Annotated in this window: 11 protein-coding genes; 2 read left to right on the forward strand and 9 right to left on the reverse strand. The window is 57.0% G+C overall.

The window, feature by feature from the left end:
* The 5 genes from EJQ19_RS29490 to EJQ19_RS29510 all read right to left on the reverse strand — a co-directional run.
* A partial coding sequence (locus EJQ19_RS29490) for a carbohydrate ABC transporter permease (RefSeq protein ID WP_164716826.1) occupies positions 1–837 on the reverse strand: 837 nt, incomplete at its 3' end.
* Between the two features lie 124 nt (positions 838–961).
* Positions 962–2,977: a GH32 C-terminal domain-containing protein gene (locus EJQ19_RS29495; protein WP_241243138.1), complete on the reverse strand. Its 2,016-nt coding sequence runs from the start codon at positions 2,975–2,977 to the stop codon at positions 962–964.
* Between the two features lie 479 nt (positions 2,978–3,456).
* Positions 3,457–5,079, reverse strand: a complete 1,623-nt coding sequence (locus EJQ19_RS29500; protein WP_126144818.1) for a response regulator — start codon at positions 5,077–5,079, stop codon at positions 3,457–3,459.
* Complete coding sequence (locus EJQ19_RS29505; RefSeq protein ID WP_126144819.1) at positions 5,054–6,868, reverse strand: cache domain-containing sensor histidine kinase; 1,815 nt, start codon at positions 6,866–6,868, stop codon at positions 5,054–5,056. The genes EJQ19_RS29500 and EJQ19_RS29505 overlap by 26 nt, the downstream gene beginning before the upstream one ends.
* An 86-nt stretch (positions 6,869–6,954) precedes the next feature.
* On the reverse strand, positions 6,955–8,307 hold the full coding sequence (locus tag EJQ19_RS29510) for an ABC transporter substrate-binding protein (RefSeq protein WP_241243139.1): 1,353 nt from the start codon (positions 8,305–8,307) through the stop codon (positions 6,955–6,957).
* 185 nt (positions 8,308–8,492) lie between these two features.
* On the opposite strand from EJQ19_RS29510, the gene EJQ19_RS29515 reads away from it, so the two are divergent.
* Positions 8,493–9,323 carry an EcsC family protein gene (locus tag EJQ19_RS29515; protein WP_126144821.1) on the forward strand — a complete coding sequence of 277 codons (831 nt, stop codon included), beginning with the start codon at positions 8,493–8,495 and terminating at the stop codon, positions 9,321–9,323.
* A 685-nt stretch (positions 9,324–10,008) separates the two neighbouring features.
* Here EJQ19_RS29515 and EJQ19_RS29520 read toward each other — a convergent pair.
* Positions 10,009–11,250 (reverse strand): MFS transporter, encoded by a 1,242-nt coding sequence (locus tag EJQ19_RS29520; protein ID WP_126144822.1) that lies wholly within the window; start codon positions 11,248–11,250, stop codon positions 10,009–10,011.
* Positions 11,251–11,352: 102 nt separating this feature from the next.
* Complete coding sequence (locus tag EJQ19_RS29525) at positions 11,353–13,119, reverse strand: glycoside hydrolase family 35 protein (RefSeq protein WP_126144823.1); 1,767 nt, start codon at positions 13,117–13,119, stop codon at positions 11,353–11,355.
* A 250-nt stretch (positions 13,120–13,369) separates the two neighbouring features.
* On the opposite strand from EJQ19_RS29525, the gene EJQ19_RS29530 reads away from it, so the two are divergent.
* The gene (locus EJQ19_RS29530) at positions 13,370–14,413 is read left to right on the forward strand and encodes an AraC family transcriptional regulator (RefSeq protein WP_241243140.1); all 1,044 of its coding nucleotides are present in this window, start codon (positions 13,370–13,372) and stop codon (positions 14,411–14,413) included.
* Between the two features lie 533 nt (positions 14,414–14,946).
* Here EJQ19_RS29530 and EJQ19_RS29535 read toward each other — a convergent pair.
* Together EJQ19_RS29535 and EJQ19_RS29540 are read right to left on the reverse strand one after the other, a co-directional pair.
* Positions 14,947–18,237 (reverse strand): OmpL47-type beta-barrel domain-containing protein, encoded by a 3,291-nt coding sequence (locus EJQ19_RS29535; protein WP_126144824.1) that lies wholly within the window; start codon positions 18,235–18,237, stop codon positions 14,947–14,949.
* Between the two features lie 165 nt (positions 18,238–18,402).
* A complete protein-coding gene (locus tag EJQ19_RS29540; protein ID WP_126144825.1) occupies positions 18,403–18,933 on the reverse strand; it encodes a GNAT family N-acetyltransferase in 531 nt (176 codons plus the stop codon).
* Positions 18,934–19,158: the final 225 nt, after the last annotated feature.

Genomic DNA, 19,158 nt, shown 5'->3' on the forward strand with positions numbered 1-19,158 from the left:
TTGCGTGAACGCCTGCTTGTAGATATAGAAAACCACCGTCTCCGTCGACCCGTTCGGCCCGCCGTTCGTCAGCACGAACACCAAGCCCGACAGCTTGATCGCGTCGATCGTCGTCATAATCACGACAAAAGCCGTCGTACGGTTGAGCAGCGGCAGCGTAATCCGCGCGAACTGCTGGAGCCGCGAAGCCCCGTCCACCCGGGCCGCTTCGTACAGATCCGGCGAGATGTTATTCAAGCCGGCAAGAAAAATAATCATGAAAAAACCGACGCCCTTCCAAATGCCCAGCACGATAATCCCGTTCATCGCCGTATGCGGATCGGACAGGAAGCTCGTCGTCGGCAGATGCAGCGCTTTAAGCATGGAATTCAGCAGCCCGAACTCTTTATTGTAAATGAGCTTAAATACCGTAGCCGCGACCGCCGTCGAGATGATGACCGGGATAAAATACAGTGTCCGGAACAGCCCGCTCGCCCTGGACGGCTTCTGCACCAGCAACGCCAGCCCGAGCGCAATGCTCGTCTGAATCGGAATGACGATGACGGCAAAATAAAACGAATGCCGCAGACTCCCCCAGAACGCGCGATCCTTCATCAAATGCGTATAGTTATCCAAGCCGACGAAGACGTCGCCTGCGCCGACTAAGGAGTAGTTTTTGAAGCTGATCAGAAACGCCTGCAGCATCGGGTAAAAAACGAAGACAAGCAGCAGCGCCACTGCCGGCACAATGAACCAAAACGCCGTCCGCTGCTCGTGCCTCCGATAACTGCTTGTTCGCCGCCCCCGTACTGTCGACTTTCCTCCCGCTGTCTCTTGGTTGCTCACCGCAGTTTCCATACGAGTCTCCCCTTTCCCTATGGAGCTTTCCGAAATTCCCCCCCCTATTTTGCAGACAAGCCTCCAGGTCCCACGGCAATTTGTCTGAAATGAAGCGGTATTCTATTTCGGAAAGTCTCTTTAACTACTTCGTTTCATAAACAAAAATATTCATGCTCGCCGTTACCCGGCCGTCGCTCGTTTTGGCGCGGATCACCGTCGATCCGCTGCCTACGCCGGTCACCACCGCGCCGCCTGCCACTGACGCTGACGCGCTTACCTTGGCAATCATCTCATTGTCCGATTCCCACGTCAGCCCTTGCGGCGCGCGGTACGGCAGCACGTCCGCGGCGACCGCCTGACTGCCGCCGACCGGTACGTCCACCGACGGCTTGCTCAGCACGATCCGCTGCGGCGTACTGCTGTTTACATCCTCCTGCCGCCATACCGTCTGCAGCGGATAAAAGCTCGCGCGCTCCAACACCGCGCCGCCCTTCACGGCCTCCACCGACAGCCCGCTGCTCGTCGGGTCCGGGAACATGATCGACGAAACGACCGTCTCTCCGTCGTTCGCAAACACCTCCAAGCTGGCGCTGTCGACGTACAAGCGAAGCTTCAGCTTGCCATCCCGCAGCTTCAGCGGTGCCGACACCTTCTCGGCGAAGCCTTTCTCGAAGGTGCTGACGCCCGCGTGCGTGCGGTCCACGCTGAGCACGCCGGCTGCGGCATCATAGCTGACGACCGTCGCTTGCCCGCCGTCCGCGCTCCGACGCAGCGCCAAATCTACCTGCGCATCCGGCTGCACCGTCAGCTCCGTCTCCAATTCGTACGACGTCCCTTTCAGGCCGTCGAACGGATTCTGCGCGCCGCCCGGCGATAGCGGTGTCCTCTCAACCACCGCCTTCTGCCCGCGCAGCGCGGTCAGCTCTTTCACGGGCTGCTGCACCAGCCGCAGCCCCTGCACCGCTACATCCCGCAGTGTCAGCTCGCGCGGGATGGACATGCTGCCCTTCCACGCGCCGGTCGGCATCGCGAACGGGTACCGCCAGTTCGACATCCAGCCGAGCCAGATGCGGCGGCCGTCTTTCGCCGGAATGTCCGAGTAGGACACCGCGGCGTAGAAGTCTTTGCCATAATCCGTCCACAGCACTTCGGATGGGGCGTTATCGTTCTTGAACGTGCGGCCGTCGAACGTTCCGACGAAATACTGCGCCGTCGATCCCTTCGTCGCCGTGTTGTTGCCGATGCTGACGGTCAGCACCCAGCGTTTCTCTTTGGAGCCCTCCACCGGCAGTTCGAACAAATCCGGGCACTCCCACACAGCCGCGTGCGAGCCCTGGTCGCTGCCGAACTCGCTTGTCATCGTCCACGTTTTGAGATCAGGCGACGTGTAGAAACGCACCCGATTGTCCACGGACACGACCATTACCCACGATTTTGTCGGCGCGTACCAGATCACTTTGGGATCGCGAAAATCTTTCAGTCCCGGATTCGGAATGACCGGATTCCCTTCATATTTCGTCCACGTACGTCCCTTGTCCGCGCTGTACGCAATGCTCTGCGATTGCAAGCCGCCTTTCCAATGCGTAAAAATCGCAACCAGCCCCGCCTTGCCCCCGAAAAAGCCGCTCGTATCCTTCGCGTCCACCACCGCGCTGCCCGACCAGATCTCGCCCAGCGAGTCCCGCGCCAGCGCTACGGGCAGGTGCTCCCAGTGCAGCAGATCCGTGCTCACCGCGTGGCCCCATTGCCCGCTATTTTGATAGAACTGGTGATACTCGCCCTCAAGATACACCATCCCGTTCGGGTCGCTCATATTGCCGCTTTCCGGCGACAGATGATACTGCGGACGAAACGTCTCCGTATAGTAATTGGGATCGCTCGCGTAATGAAACCCTGCTGGCGCTCCCGTCGTTGGTTTCCCTGTTGCGTTCTTCTCTACAGTCTCAGCATCATATCCGCCAGCTCCCGACGCAGCTTGCCCTTCAGCCCCCGCCGCAACTCCCTTCCCAGCATCTCGCCCGTTCAAGCCTGCAGCCGCCTCCGTTCCCTGCCCTGCTCCGCTCATCTCTCCGCTATGGTTTAGCACCGTTACCGCCCCCCATCCCAGCAGCACCGCCATGGCGGCGCCGATTGTCAACATGCTTGCTGCCTTGCGCATACGTTTTCCTCCTGCACCATGCCAAATATTCCGTATCGTTATTGTACCGGGCGTGGCCGCGTAAAGATTTCAATATGCTCGGGTGTCGGCTTTCAATTTGTTTAGTTGTGCCTGCCGGCGCTCCCAGCCCCCTGCAAGTCTCATCCATGTGACGCGGGCCATTGCGTAATGCAGCAAAGCCTGCAATTATGCAGGAATTCTGCTCCCGAAGCCCCCATTTAAAGAAATGCCTGCGATTGTGCAGGAATTTTTGAGCGAAGGCGCCAATTGTCGAGAATTCCGAGAAAAAAACTGCCTATTCGCAGGAATTTCTCTAAATCTGCCCAAAACGCAAAAAATTCCTGCACATTTGCAGGAATTTTTTGCTTGCCCATATTCACGCCGCAATCGGCTTAAATTTTCTGAACCTTCTCCGCTCCGCAGACAGGAGTCAACGACGCATGCTGCACGGAAGCACTATTTCGAGAGCTGTCCCCTACTCACACTTGCCCCCTCGCCCGCTCCTCCCGATACTCCTTCGGTCCCTTACCGTACCATTTCTTGAACGCCGTGCTAAAATAGCTCGCGCTCGAGTACCCCACCAGCGTCGCAATGTCCGTCAGTTTGAGCTCGCCTTCCTCCAGCAGTGCGGCCGCTTTGGTCAGTCGCAGCTTGGTCACATAGTCGCTGAAGGTGCTGCCCACGCTTTGCTTGAACAACCCGGACAAGTACGTTTCGTTGAGGTGGAACATCTCCGCGAGCGATGCCAACGACAGCTCGTATGTGTAGTTTTCGTCCACGTATTTGCGGATCGCCTCCAGCATTTGCTGGCCACTGGAAAAGCGCGTTTTCCTCACCTCGTCCATGACGAGCTGTGCCATTTCCAGCAGGAGCTCCAGCACCTGCTCCCGGGACGAATAGTCCCGCACCGCCAGCTGACAGTTCCACAGGTAGCTTTGCAGCGAGGCATCGCCGAGCTCAAACTTCTTCGCAATCGCGTGGAACAGGAGGATGATGCGAAGCGTGAGGAACGTAAACACGAACATCGGCGTGTCTCCCCGCTCCGCTGCAAAAATCCCCTGCAGCTGCTTCGCGAACGCCGCCATATCCACGCCCTCGATGGCCTGCATCAGCTTGCGCTCGACTTCCGGCGAGAAGGCGTGCGTCCGCGCTAGCAGCTGCGCGCCGGGCTGCGCCCCGCCGCCCTCCGTCGTCCCCTGGCTCCACGCCAGCAGGCTGGACGCGTACCCGTCCTTGAGCTGCCGCAGGCCGGTCGTCGACTCGCCAACGCCGATGACACAGGCCACGCGGAGGTAGCTTTGCAGGTCGCGCCGCAGCCTGCGCACGAAGTCGTCCATCAGGCGCGGATGTCCCGCCTCGTCTGCGACGAGCACGAGAAAATGCATCATCGCCGGGTGACTGCTGGCATGGAACGGATACACATGCGCCAGCTTTTCCGCGGATTCCCGGCACATGAGCTGGAAAGCCAGGTAGAGCAAATCCTTCCGCTCGCTCCAATCATCCAGACGCCCTGGCGGAATGCGCATCTCGACGGTCACGAACTGGGCGCGGACATCATCAACAGCGAGCTCTCCCAGCTCCAGCTGCGTCATCCGCTCTTTCATCGCAGACGCGCTGAACCACTCGTCCTTGACCAGCTGCCAAATCAACTGCTCCCGCATGACGGCAAGCAGCTCTGTATGCGTACGCTCCTCCCGCTCCTGCTCAAGCAACCGGCTCCGATCCGCCTCCAGCTCCTCCGCCAGTCGGCCCAGCAAAGCCGTGAGCTCGCTGCGCACGACGGGCTTGAGCAGGTAATCCTTCACCCCGTATTGAATTGCCGCCTTCATATATTCAAAATCTGAATACCCCGACAGCACGATCACGCGCAGCTCGGGATACGCTTCTTTGCACGCTTTGACGAGCGTTATGCCGTCCATTTGCGGCATGCGCACATCCGTGATGACAACGTCCGGCAGAGGCCCCTCCTTGAGCAGCTGCATCGCCGCCAGCCCGTTATCCGCCTCCTGCGCGATCGTGAAGCCGGCAGCATGCCAGTCGATTTTCGCCTTAATGCTATTGCGTACGCCGATCTCGTCATCTACGAGCATGATCCGATACATGGCGCTCGTCACCTCTTTCTATAGGAACAAAGAGAACAATCTCCGTTCCCTCGCCAACCTGGGAATGAATCTCAACCTCGAACGCCTCGCCGTAGGCAAGCCGGCACCGCGACAACACGTTGCGCAGCCCAATGCTCTGGCCCTCGCTGCTGAGAATGGCAACGGATTCCCCGCCGCGAAGCTCTGCCTGCAAGTCCGTCACTAATTCAGACGGCATGCCGACGCCGTTGTCGCGAATCATAAGGCGAACGCGCTCCTCTTCCGCCTGCGTCCGAATCTCAACCCGCGCCGTGCCTGCCTTCTCCAGCGAATATTTCACGGCATTTTCCACCAATGGCTGGATAATGAATTTTGCAACACGCACCCCTGCCGCCGCAGGGTCTTCCTCCACCTCTACGTGCAGCCGCTCCCCATGCCGCAACTCCAGCAGCAAAACATAATCGCGAATATACGCCATCTCTTCCGCAACCGTGACCCAATCCCGGTTCAAATTGAGCGAGTAGCGCATCATTTTACCCATCGCTTCCGTCGCATCCATGACCAGATCCTCCCGCTTCATAGCAGCCAGCCCGGAGATAATTTCCAGCGTATTATTGTAAAAATGCGGATTGATCTGGAGCAGGAGCGCCTTGTACTCCGCATTCTTCCGGCGCAGATTCGTGGCGAACTCCGTCTCGATCAGCTCGCGCAGCCGGTACGTCATGCCCTGGAACACGCCGATGACATAGTCGACTTCGCTATGTCCCTCCCTCACCTTCGGCATGACCTGAAGCGCCTGCCCGAACTCGCCGCGCTGCACATACTTCATCGCCCGCCCCATGTGGCTGAGCGGCTTCGTGATGCCCGCGGACAGCCACAGCGCCGCCAGCATGGCGAGCAGCAGAAGCATTCCGGTCACGACTAGGATCGTTCTGCGGATCTGCGTAATTTTCTGGTACAGCTCGCCCTCCGGCACCATGCCGACAATGATCCATTCCTGCGCCGGCAGCTTGCGGAAGAAGATCAGATTTTCTCCCCCTTCCTCCTGTATAGGAAAAATCCCGCTCGCCTCTTCCCCCGACTCCGCCGCAATGTGAGCGAGGCCGCGCTGCACCAACTCCTCCTGCCCGCCGAGCGGCTGATCCAACACGCTTTCGCCGTCCTTGGTCAGCAGCACGACTCTGCCGGTGCGGCCGATCCGAATTTTCTCAATCGCGTCTCTCAGCAGGGTTGTCGGGTAGTTCACCTTAATGAAGCCTACGTTGCGCAGCGATTGCAGCTGTACCAGCGGGAACAGGTACGCATTCACCGACCGCGTCCGCAAATACTCGTCCGACTGGTCGGGATCCTTGTGCGCCGTCGTCCAGCGCTTCCCCGCCTCCATAAAATTGCGGAACCACGCGCTGCTCCGGTACGTCGTATCCTGCGTCCACAAGCCCCCGGCATCCTCGGCGAACGCGCTGATCGAGACGCCATTCGACGTATTCACCGCGTACGAAGACAAATACTCCCGCAGCCGCTGCTTCGTCAGCACCCGCTCTTGAATCGTATTGTCCGCATTCAGATGGACGTTCAGCCACTCCTGCGTCGTTCGCGAGCTCACGACCTGATTGCCCGTATCTTCAACCTGCGTCAGCAGCGTCACGACGTGGGACGCGAACTGCTCGATGGTCTGCGCCGCACCAGACTCAATCGACGCCTTGATCGTCTTCGTCGCTTCTTCGCTCACAATATACGCCAGCGCCGCAAACGGGATAATAAGCAGCACCGAGAACACCGCCATCAACCGGCTCCGCAATGAAAAAAACATAATCCCCCCCCTTTTTCCCTCCGTTCTGAAAAACGACAACAAAGAGACGATCATGGGCATGATTCGTCTCTTTGCGTGAAGCCGCGCTATTTCTTCTGCGCCTTCATGTCGGCATACGCTTTGTCGATCGTCGCGATGGCTTCAGCAATGGAAGCGTCGACGTTGCGTTTGCCTATGGTCACATCTTCAAACATTTTGTTCACCGCGTCAGACATTTGCGGGAAAATCGGCGTAATCGGACGCGGACGGCCGTACTTCTGATTTTGCACCACGAAAATATTTTTCGGATACTCGTTCAGCTCCGGGAACTCCTTCGCCGCGGAATAACGGGACGGAATGTCCTTCGTCATACTCGCGTACGTCTTCTGACCATCGTGGCCCGTCACCCAGTTGACAAATTTCCAAGCCTCGTCGGGATGCTTGCTTTTCGCGGAAATGCCGAGCGCCCAGCTGCCGTTCGCGACGGCTTGCTGCGTACCTTTTGGCAGCGGTGCAATGTCGTAATCTTCCCCGAGCTTGAAATTCGGGAACTTGTCCTTCAGATTCGCGAGGGACCAGGAACCGTCAATCGTAATCGCCAGCTTGCCGTTAGGGAACGGATCCGGCGGATACTCCAGCGCGGACACTTTATCCTTGTTATACAAATCGGAGAAGAACTGGACCGCTTTCTTCGTATTGGCGGAGTCCAGGAAGCCTTTGGACGTCGTGCCTTCCGGATTCATAATTTCGCCGCCGAACTGCCAGATGATCGGGTACTTGAAATACGCCGTCGCCCCCGCATTGCCGAAGCCCTGCGCAGGATCGATGCCGAAGACGCCTGCGGCCGGATCGTTCAGTTTTTTGGCCGCGTCCAGCACTTGATCCCATGTCCACGGTTCATCCGGGTTTTTCGAAGGAAGCGGAATTCCTTTGGCTTGGAACATTTTTTTATTATAGAACATCGCGATGGACGATTCCGTCAGCGGCGCCATGTAGATTTCATTTTGGTACGTGTAGGTCGCCAATGTCGATTTAGGAACATCATCCATATTGCCGTCAGCTTTAAAATACGCCGTCAGCGGCTTGAGCGCACCCGCATTGGCATAAGAGCCGACGGTCGGTGCATCGAGCGCCATAATATCCGGCGGGGAGCCGGACGCGATGGACACGCGCAGCTTGGTATCATAATCCGAATACGGGATCGGCGTCATTTCCACGGAAATATTCGGGTACTTCTCCATAAAAGACGCGACGAGCTTATCGTAAGCGGCATTCTCCGTATCGTTCCCGGAGTTTCTCCAGAACGTGAGTTTAACTTTTTCTTCTTTTTTAACTGCTGCGGTATCCGACGATTGCAGCGCTGTAGAAGACGTTGAGGTCTGTTTATCCTGTGTGGAACACCCTGCTAACAGCCCCCCGATCACGAGAGCGCTTACGACAGTTTGGCTTAGCTTTTTCAAGGTTACTGCCCCTTTCATGTTCTCTATTGTTGATCACAACTCCATCTTAGCAAAGGGGGCTTTCAAAAAAATTCAAAATGCTCTGCTCTTCACTTCTAAAATTATCACAGTCGGAGGAAATGTCAAAAGAATAGCAACCGGGCGGGAGGCAAAACGTATTGGAGAGAAAGGAGAGGTTGCCTCACATGGAATCGACACAAGAACTGCGCCAAGCGCTTCAGGATATTGAACGATGGGAGCACGAGCAGAAAGATCTCTGGTTCTGGGAAAAAATCGGACGGCTTCCGTTCCAGCTGCTGGACCGGTTTACACCGAAGGCGCTCAGCAGCAAAATCGGCGAGGCGCTCGACGAGCTCGGGCACTACGTGCAGGCTGGAGGGAAATACCTCGTTGCGGAGCAGGGGACCTTGCAGCAGTTGAAGACGGCGTCCGGGTGGAAGCCGCGCGAGGACGAAGAAGCCCGCGAGTTGACCATCGGGGACGTGGCCGGTTTCCCGCTGCGCGTGATGGAGCAGGTGGCCGACGAGCTCATCCGCTCGCGCTCCAATCTCGCCACCTTGCAGGGGGCGACGACCGGGATTGGCGGCCTTTTGACGCTGGCCATCGACATTCCCGCCGTGCTGGGACTCTCGCTCAAAACGATCCAAGAGATCGCCATCTGCTACGGCTACGATCCGAAGGAAAAGCAGGAACGCATTTTCACGATAAAATGCTTGCAGTTCGCCTCCTCGGACATCGTCGGCAAGAAGGCGATTCTCGACGAGCTCGCTGCTTACGCCACCGTGGATAAGGCGAATCGCCAAATGATGTCGCAGCTCCAAGGCTGGCGCGAGGTGTTCGCCACGTACCGGGACAACTGGGGCTGGAAGAAGCTGTTCCAGCTCATCCCCATTGCCGGCATGCTGTTCGGCGCCTGGATCAACCGTGGTACGCTGAATGACGTCGGCGAAGCCGCCCACAAGCTGTACCGCAAGCGGCGCATTCTCGAGCGGCTGGGCGCCCAAACCGAGGGATGAGTGAAACACAGACGTAGAAGGGCAGTGCATCCCCTGCACCGTCCTTCCCAGACGCTGCAATCCAGCTCCACCCTCTTCTCGGTGACGCACGGTGACGCTCGTGACGCTCGGTAAGGTGACACACGATGACGCAGGATGACGCTCGATGACTCGGCACGGAACTTCCTGCATTTTGTACAGGTAATCGGCCAGAATAAGGCTAAAATGCGAGAAATCCTGCAAAAAGTGCAGGCAAATTTAGCCCAATGCGCTCTCATGGTGCTTTTTCAGCGATATGAGACGGATTTTGCTGTACATTTTGCATCTCTTTGCTGCTAAAACAGCATACTCGGCACATTTACCTGTACAAAATGCAGGAGTGTTCAACACAAATCCGGCTGGCTCGGCTTCCTCCAGACAACACCAACGATAAACGGCTGCGCCATTCTCAATAGGGACTAGCTCGTTAAATGAAGGCACAGAGCCACTTCGAGCGTGTATTTTTTCCGATAACGCAAAGAAAACCGCCTCCCCAGGCGGTTTTCTTCGTGTTACAACAGCTTGTCTGTGCACATCCGGATACGGTGGATCTAGCTGCATCAGCTTCCGTAGCAGCGCCTTGGTTGCCGGCACGCCTGCCCTTCGGCAGCGGGTAATCCCACGGCTTCCACGACACGTTTCCAGCAAGCGAACAAGCACCTTCTTTTTATCCCTGCGCCCCAAGCCTTCGATCGAGTTTACCCTGCACGAACCAGGCGTACACGCCGAATCCGGTTAACAGCGCAAGCCCCGTCAATACGAACGGAAGCGCATTATGATTGCCCGCCAGCAAATATCCCGCCCAAAAGGAAGCGATCGTATTTCCGATACTCCGCGAGACGGTTCGCATGCCCGCAAACAGGTTGCGGTCCTCCTCGGCGACGGCTGACATGCATTCACTGTCCATCAGGTTGTTCAGCATCGTGAAGCCTGCCCCGCGTATCAGCAGCAGCCCCGCAAATACGGAGGCCGGCATCGACAAAGCCATCAGCGCCACGACCAGCGCGTTATACACGAACAGGATAAAGAATGTGCGGCGGCTGCCCCAGCGCTCCAACACATACGGCATGAGCAGCGATCCGGCGAAAAAGAAGAAACCCGACAAGGCCAACAGCCCGGAAATTTGGCCGTCCTCCATACCGAACCGGAATTTCAAGATGACATTCAAGAACGGGTTCAGCATGCTGAAGGTGAATCCGGAAATGAAAATCAGCAGCGAGAGCAGCACAAGGAATGAAAATGCGTGCTTGCTCTTGGGTTTGGCCGGCGCACCCGGCGCTTTCGCTGTGGAAGCACCGGATGCGGTTTTGTCCGGCGCGGTGGGCAGCAGCACGCCCCGCAGCAGGCCGGACAGCCCGAGACAGCCGCCGGCCACAAAGAAGGCGTACTGGTAAACGGTGCTGTGCCCCGGCAGCCAGAGCGGCAAATACCCGCCAAGCCACGTGCCGATACCGGTGAACAGCGTGAAAATCGCGAAGAGCAGCGAGTAAGCGCTGGTTTCTTCTTTTTTCGAGCGGCAGTACTCAAAAATAAGCTGAATTTCCGAGTTGACGATCGCGGTAATGCTCAGCGACCATACGACCTGCGCGGCGGTTATCGTGCCGATCCCGGTACCAAGCCCGAACAGGATCAGCGCTAAAAAAGCGAGCAGCATGCCTCCGACGAGCATCGTTTTGCGTCCGACGTATTTGACGACCAATCCCGCGGGCAGGCTCGCCAGCCCCATAATCAAGGCGCCGAGCGAAGTGATTCGGCCAATTTCCCCTTTGGAGACGCCGAGGTCTAACAAATGCAAATTTAAAATGAGATTGAAGATGCCCGAACCGATGCCAAACAAACTCTCCGTCGCGATAAACCTTCTGACACCCGGCGAGAGATCGCGAAATTGCTGTACTGTATAGGCCCACATAGCTGTACCTTTCCACTTGCTGTATGCTATCCATCTTACATGGCAGAGGCTGGGGATTCAACAGGGGCAGGGTAACCGTTTGGAGCCGGGAGCTGCCGCCACCTAACCTAAATCCGGTTTATCCGACAGTTCTACACAGCCGCTCTCTGTACCATGCAGCTCGAATACGATAATCTCGTTCGCCCCTTGCTTAAGCAACGGAGCCGGGACATAGAGTGCACGCTGCGGCCCTTGTTCCCAGTAACGTCCCAGGTTCCAGCCGTTCACCCAGACAACGCCTTTTTTCCAGCCATCGGTGCGCAGGAACGTATCGCCCTTCTCTTCCACCTGAAATTCACCGCGATAAAAGGCCGGCTTGCCGGCGTTCGCATCCTGGCTCGATGTTGATGCGTCATTAAATGTTATTGCCGTCACATTGTCCATTGGGAGTGGATACATCGTCCAATCAAAAAGGAACTGATTATTCATCCGCACACCGGTCGTGATGCCCTTCGGGTCGTGCAGCCGATGTCCGTAGTTGACACGCCCCATATTCTCGACGAGAATGTCGAGCTTGGCGCCCCCTGCAGGGATGTCTATTGGCAGTGGACGGTTGTCCCAGCGCTCCACCGTACCTTGGTAAACGCCGTCCAGGAACACGAGCGCACGGTCGTGCACATCTTGAATGCGCAGCTGTTCGCCAATGCGCGGTCCCGACACGTTCGTCGAGTACACGATGAACCCGTAGTCCTGCCCGAGCTGCTCCATCGGCAGCGGCGTACGGCTCTTCACTGCGGCCGATAGCTGTGGGAGTGTGCTGAATAGATCGGCTTTTTGCGTCAAAGCGACCGTGCCGTAACTTTTCTTATGGATCGGCGCAGGCAGTGGCGGCAGTTGGTCGGCGGTCTGGCCCGTGTGCGCCAGGATGGCGTCCCGTACGGCCAAGTATTTGTCCGTGATGTCCCCGCACTCGGATAACGGCGAATCGTAATCGTAGCTCGTAATGGTCGCTTCGTATTTTTCCTGATAGTTCGCGCCATTCCAGAACCCGAAGTTCGTACCGCCATGGAACATGTAAAAATTGACCGAAGCGCCCGCCTTCAGCATGCGTGCGAATACGTCCGCCACGTCGGCGGCGTCCCGCGTGTGATGCGGCTTCAGCCAGTGGTCGAACCAGCCGTTCCAATACTCCATGCACATGAGCGGATCGTCCCCGCGATATTCCCGGAGCTTAGCGAACGCTTCCTCCGGCTTCGAGCCAAAATTCACCGTGGCCAGCGTGCCCGGCACCGTGCCGCCCTGCAGCATCCCGTCCTCCGGTCCGTCGGACGTGAACAGCAGCACATCGACGCCGCGCCGGATGAGGCCGTCTTTTAAGTACGTTACATATTCGGTATCGGTGCCGTAGCTGCCGTACTCGTTCTCAATCTGCATCGCGATGATCGGTCCGCCGTGCGTGCTTTGCAGCGGAACGAGGCGCGGGATCAGTTCGTCGTAGTAACGGTCTACCTTTTGCAAGTAAGTTTCGTTCATGCAGCGCAGCTTGATGTCCGGGTAACGAAGCAGCCACGCCGGCAGTCCACCGAACTCCCACTCCGCGCAAATATACGGGCTCGGTCTCACGATGACTTGCAGCCCCAGACTCCCTGCCAATCGGCAAAACGCCTCCACATCCGCCAACCCGCTGAAGTTGAACTCGTTCTCCTTCGGCTCGTGCAGGTTCCAAGGCAGGTACGTCTCGACGGTGTTGAAGCCGCATGCTTTCAGCTTGAGCAGCCGGTCTTCCCAATACTCGGGTACGACCCGGAAGTAATGGATAGCGCCGGATAACAATTGAATCGGTTTGCCGTCCAGCAGGAATTGTTGGTTTTGGGCTTGTAAATTGGCCATGGAAGTCCCTCCATAAATGATGTGATTGTACCTCCATCATCGCTTATACAGGGGAATGCCTACAATCGCCAAATGGGTTGTTTTCTATACCAAATGTGCTACTTGAGGCGGGAGCGTGGTATGATGGAGGGAAGAAGGTTCCGGCCTAGGGTGACGACATGCCTAGCCGGAGGGAAAGACGATAGGTCAACTTGGGACCAAGCTCAGACCTTGCAGATGACGGATGACAGGAGATACAAGGAGAGTTTCTATGGAACAATCGTACCGATTTCCGAATATTGTTCAGACCTTGCAGGTCATTGGCTGCCATTTTGGGGTTCAACCCCCGGGCTGGATGTACCCGCTGCACCATCACCATTTGTTCGAGCTGCTGTATTGCCTCGAAGGTGAAGTGGTGCAAGACGTGCAGCGCAGCACGTTCACCCTGCGCGCCGGCGACTGGCTGCTCATCAAGAGCGGCGTCCGGCATCGGACGGCCAATCCGTTCGCAGGGGCGTATCGGTATTTTAATGTCCATTTTGATTTGGACGATCCGGAGGTTCGCAGCCTGCTTGCCGCCGAGCCGTACCGGCTCATCACGGCCGAGGAGGCGGCCTCGCGGATGCTGAGTCACTATGTCGGCGAGCTGGAGCAGGTATCGGAGCGGAATCCGGAACTGGGAGTCGCAGGCGCGGACGCGTCCGTGGGATACAGAAACGGCGAAGACGGACGGGAAATCAAGCATGAGCGAATGGCCGCTACGGGACAGGCGGATAAGGGAGGGTTCGAGCAGCCACAGCGTGCGCACTCCTCGCTGCGCTTCGAGGACAAGCTGCTCGTGCAGTCGTATACGCTGCTCATCATTCATGATGTGCTGGCGTATGTGCGCGAGCATCCAGGCGCGAGCGGATCAGGAGGGCGGCGGCGCAAGGCCGCCAGCGACGGGTTGGGTGACGCCGGCGACGCATCCTTGTTCGCAACCGAAGTTGCGCATGGGATTGAGGAGAAGCTGGCGCTCGGGTTGTCGGGCGACGGCGACGCAACCGTCGCTGGCATCGCCAAAGAGCTGAACATGAGCCGCAGCCAGTGCAGCAAGCTTTTTGCCCGGGTGTACGGCCTGTCACCCCGGCAGTACATGAGCCAGCAAAAGCTGAAGCTGGCGAAAGAGCTGCTCGTCACCACGCACCTGCCGATGGCGGACATCGCGGAGCGGCTGGGGTTCCAGTCGGCCAGCCATTTTTCGAGGCAGTTCCGGCGCTGGACGGGACAATCGCCGAGCGAATTCAAGCCGAAGCATCACGGCGGGGCACCGTGATCGCTTTCTGGCAGGTGGCAGATTGTGCGCGAAATGTCTGTTTTCTCGTGGGACAGCTGACGGCTTCTCAAAATAGGTCGGTTCAAATAACCGATTCCGCTGGGTGCCTTTGATTTAACAAAATTCCTGCGAAAAGGCAGGCATTTTTCAAAAAAACGATGTTTTTCGGAAAATTCCTGCGATAAAGCAGTTTTTTTAGCAAAACTCGCTCAAAAAGAGGGTTCTCGCCCAAAATGCCTGCTTTTTTGCAGGTATTTCATCGAAGCGAGGAGGGATAGAGAAAATTCCTGCTTTTTTGCAGGCTTTGTGCCAATCCGATGCCTTTTCGGCCGGAAATACAGGTAGCACAGCAGTGTGCATGACTTCGCAAGGGTGGCGAAAGCGGCTGGTCTGGCCTACGTCTTACCTGGGAAATCGTGCGCCTACAATCGCCCCCAGAATGTTAGCTCGGGGATAGACGCAACAAAAAAAGGGACATGACGCCTCAGCGTCATGTCCCTCTTCTTGATGCCTCGCGGTTCCCCCGCTTTCGCTTAATGCGTCACCGTCACCGTCAGCTTCTCGCTGGACGTCACGCCCGCTGCGTTCACGAGCTCGCAGCGGTACTCGTACACGCCGACGGCTTTGCCGGCGATCGCCGTCGCCGCGCTTTGCGCGCCAGGCGTTGCCGCCGTCAGGCTCTTTGTGTCGATGAGCACGCCGTTCTCATAGAGACGGTACTCGGTGGCGTTCGTCCCCCACCACATGTTCATGGATACGGTGAAGCTGCCATCACCGTCCCAGTTGTTTTGCGCGAGCACCGGCTTGCCCGGCGCCGCATCCGTCACTTTCACGACGAGCGGTTGGCTCACGGTTTTGCCTGCCGAATTGATCAATTCCCCTACATACGTATAAGTGCCGTTTGGTTTGCCTTTCACTGTCCAAGCTGCGGTTTGCGCAGCAGGAGATGCCTTCGTCAATGCTGTCGTGCTCACGAGCACGCCATTTTCATACAATCTGAACTGGGATCCGTTCAGTCCCCACCACATGTTCATGGTGACGGTGTAGTTGCCGTCCTGCAATCCGTACGCATACCCGCTGTTCGACGAAAGCACCGGAGCACCCGGTACACCGGCGTCGACGACAGGCGCGTTCTTCACTTGGAACGCGATCGAAGACTCCGTCACGTTGCCAGCCACATCCACTACGCGGTAAGCCACCGTATGCGCGCCAACCGCCAGGCTGCCCGCAGGGATCGCTTGGCCGCTCACAATGGCTGCGCCGTCCAGCATCAGCGATTGCTCGGCAACACCGGATACTGCGTCCGTGGCAGCCAGTTCAAACGTTACCGGCGCATCCACCGTAACGTCGCCTACAGTATGCCCCGATTGGGTCAACACAGCGGTAGGCGCTGTTTTGTCCAAACGAACATCCAGCGATTTCACAGCTTCCTGATTGCCGGCCGCATCCGCTGAGGAATAACGAATCGTCGTTACACCTTCCGCTTGCACCGGAATCGGTACGCTGTACACATTAGAAGCCCCACCATTTACATCGTAGTTAGTAACAATCTCGCCCGCACGATCATCGGTAGCCGACAGTGTGACTGTCGCATCTGCATTCAGCCAGCCCGCAGCGTTTGGCGTGCCGGACACAACAGCTGACGTCACAGGAGCGGTCGTATCCGCCGCCTGCGCAAAATCGCCCAGTCCGCGCGGTTTCAGTTGGAAGACCCCTTTGAAAATCGCCCCAACCCCTTGAATCGTCACGGTGTCGCCTTCCTGATATGGGAATGCGCTCTGCGAGAGGCCTGTACGCGTGTCGACGCGAACGTGGTTGCTGACGCCGCCTTTTACCGCATCGAACTCAAAAGAGCCTGCAGGTGTCGCAGAAATGATATTCGAAATCGTCACATCGCTCAGACGAACCAATTGTCCTTGATTGTCCGCTGTCACGGCAGTTGCATCGACTACGGCCGGCAGAGCGGATGTGCCTGTTTTGGCAATTGCCACCGGATCCGAAAGCTCAAACTCCGTGTTATACAAAGCAGTCGAAGCCGTCACCTTCACGACATCCCCTTGATGGAAGCCGCTCAAGGATTGGAACACATACGTGCCGCCCGTTGCATCCTGCAAATAAAACGCCTGCCCGCCAAAAGCGCCCGGCTCCGTCGTCACGACGCCTTCCACCGTAACGAGCGTACCCGCTGCCTTCGTACGCGCTTCGGCAACCGAAATGGCAGCCGGAATCGGATCTTCCTCACCCGGAAGCTCCTCGACCGGCACATTGCCGAGCGTCACTGTCTCGGTTTTAAGATTCGTGCCGTTCTGGCGCAAGCGCAAGTTCGATGCGTCCGTCGTGCCCGGCTGGATACGCACCAGCAGATCCTTTGTCGCATGGCCGTTAATATCCGACGTCAAAGAGAACGTCGAGCTGTAGCCGTATGCCGTCGGCCAGGTGCCGTCGGCATTTTGTACTTTGGCGATTTGCGCGCCGCCGCTGACCTTGTAAATGCCGAGGGAGAAGCCCGTCACCGTCGTATTCGCCGGTAGGTTATCGATCACGACGCGGATCGGGAAGTCCGCATTATTCGGCAGCACCGCCTGATGCACGAAGCTGTACGCTGCTGCAGCCGTCGCTGTTGGGCCGCCGTAGGAGCCCGCTTTGAACGTGCTGCGGTCATACCATTTGTATCCGGCGTTCGGCGCCGCCCATGGCTCAGGCTGCGGCTCGGTCGAAGCCGCCGGCGCTTCAAACGGCAGCACCTGCGTCGGCTGATCGAGCTGCAATCCGCTCACGTCAGACAAACTCGTGTAGCTTTCCTTGGTCGCGAGCCAGTTCACCATGTTCACGAGCAGCGTGCCGTCGTCGACTTCCTTGAAGCCGTCGTAAGTCGTTTTTTTCGCGCCTGTATCTTCGCGCAAATACTTCGGCGTCGCATCTTCAACCGGCGAGGAGTCGCCGATAAAGCCTGCCTTGCCTGCGCCGGATTTCGCAACCGCGACAAACGGCCCTTCGGCTACGCCGCCGCCGTTATACACGCCTTGATCCACCGCACTCGCCCAAGCTTCGTTCGTTTGCGGGAGATAGACGATCCCTTTCGCCTTCGTCGGGTCGATGATCGCGAGCGTCGAGCCCGCGTGCATCGCAACGCTGGACACGCCTGTTGTAATGCCGAACGCCTGCGCAGGCGCTACGACGTTGTTTGCGTTAATATCGCCGAGCGCGTTATACCGGAAGCGCACGCCGAAGTTCGTCGCCAGCCAATCCGAGCTTGCGACGTCCTGCATCGCGGAAGAAGCTGCTTCTTCCGCGCTCATGCCGCTCGCCGGGTTCGCCCATGCGCCCCTGCGGTAGCCGTTGAACACTTCAGAACCGTCCCAACGGTTCTTGTTCCGATCGGCATTGTAGTGATCGCCAATGAAGAAAATGCTGCCGCCCGCCTGCACGTATTGCGCCATGGCGGCCTGCTCGCTTGTTTTGTACGGAACGTTGGATTCCGCTACCACGAAAACATCATAACCGCTCAAATCCGCCAAAGTAATCGGCGTTGTTTTGCGCAATTCTTTTACATAATAGCCGTTATTCGCCAAGGCATTCGCAAAATCCGAAAACCCGCCGTCAATCACCCAATCTGCGGCGCCTGCCGTCTGTTCGTGCGTATTATCGAACAGCACTTTTTTGCCTGCGTTGCCGTTCACGACCTTCGCATCGATATACGGCGCGGGATCGCTCGGCCCCTCCGCCATGACCGCCTGTACGGTCAACACCTGTAGCGGAAGCGCCATTGACAGCGCAAGGCCGGCTTTCAGGAGCTTCTTTTTCCATCCTCGAAGCTTACTCATTCTACTTTTCCTCCTCGGCATGAATAAATGCTGGGCTCGTCCACCTGGGCGGCCCGTGAAGCCCCCTTATTTTACCATAGTTCAAAAGGAAGTGGCGATAAAAATTTGTAAAGTATAGGAAATTCGTAGGAGGTACTAATGGCAGGGGGGAGGGGGATTTTTGCCTTACAACTGAATCCAAAACCGCCTAACCACATTCCCGTCATCTTCCGTATATTCGGACTCAAACTGTCCACCGTTTTTAATAATCGTTTTTTCGGAAGCATGATTCCCTCGATCGCAAACTAACAGAACCTTTTCAATGGCCATCTCTTTGATGATCTCTAAGGTTAGCGCGAGCAGTATGGAAGCGTACCCTTTGCCTCGTTCCGAGGGCCGAATTCCGTAGCCGACATGACCGCCGCAATTGAATAACTTTCGGTTGAGTCTGTGCCTTATGTTAACTGCGCCAATGATTTTGTTGTTATCGTGATCCAGCAGCCAATACGTAGAATGAGGAACAAAGGTATCGTCGACGATTTTATCTTCCACATCTTGTGAATACAAGAAATCCAGCATGCCGGCAAAATCATATGGCTCTCTTTCAACGACCCACGGAACAATGTCTTCACCTGTCGATTTCCAGTCTTCGTAGAAGGAAAGATAGGCCTGTTGATACACCAAGGCTGGCTGGACTAATCGGAGTGAACTTTGCAACGGGCAGCTCCCCTTTAGGTTAAAATTTTATCTATAGTAACATTTAAGGTGGAACGAAGAGAAACCTATCCTGGTCGGGCCAGATCCTTTATCAAAGCCTGCAAAAAAGCAGGAATTTTCCTCGATCCGCACCCGATTGGATCAAATTGCTGCGAATTTGCAGGAATTTTTGGCGGGCCCCCTCTTTTGAAGCGGAATCTGGGAAAAAAACTGCCTTTTCGCAGG

Source organism: Paenibacillus whitsoniae (assembly GCF_003955665.1).
In the GTDB taxonomy this organism is placed as follows: domain Bacteria; phylum Bacillota; class Bacilli; order Paenibacillales; family NBRC-103111; genus Paenibacillus_E; species Paenibacillus_E whitsoniae.

Coding starts and splice junctions, on each gene's coding strand:
- EJQ19_RS29495 (WP_241243138.1), bottom strand. CDS start 2,977: ATGCGCAAGGCAGCAAGCATGTTGACAATCGGCGCCGCCATGGCGGTG.
- EJQ19_RS29500 (WP_126144818.1), bottom strand. CDS start 5,079: ATGTATCGGATCATGCTCGTAGATGACGAGATCGGCGTACGCAATAGC.
- EJQ19_RS29505 (WP_126144819.1), bottom strand. CDS start 6,868: ATGTTTTTTTCATTGCGGAGCCGGTTGATGGCGGTGTTCTCGGTGCTG.
- EJQ19_RS29515 (WP_126144821.1), top strand. CDS start 8,493: ATGGAATCGACACAAGAACTGCGCCAAGCGCTTCAGGATATTGAACGA.
- EJQ19_RS29520 (WP_126144822.1), bottom strand. CDS start 11,250: ATGTGGGCCTATACAGTACAGCAATTTCGCGATCTCTCGCCGGGTGTC.
- EJQ19_RS29525 (WP_126144823.1), bottom strand. CDS start 13,119: ATGGCCAATTTACAAGCCCAAAACCAACAATTCCTGCTGGACGGCAAA.
- EJQ19_RS29530 (WP_241243140.1), top strand. CDS start 13,370: ATGGAACAATCGTACCGATTTCCGAATATTGTTCAGACCTTGCAGGTC.
- EJQ19_RS29535 (WP_126144824.1), bottom strand. CDS start 18,237: ATGAGTAAGCTTCGAGGATGGAAAAAGAAGCTCCTGAAAGCCGGCCTT.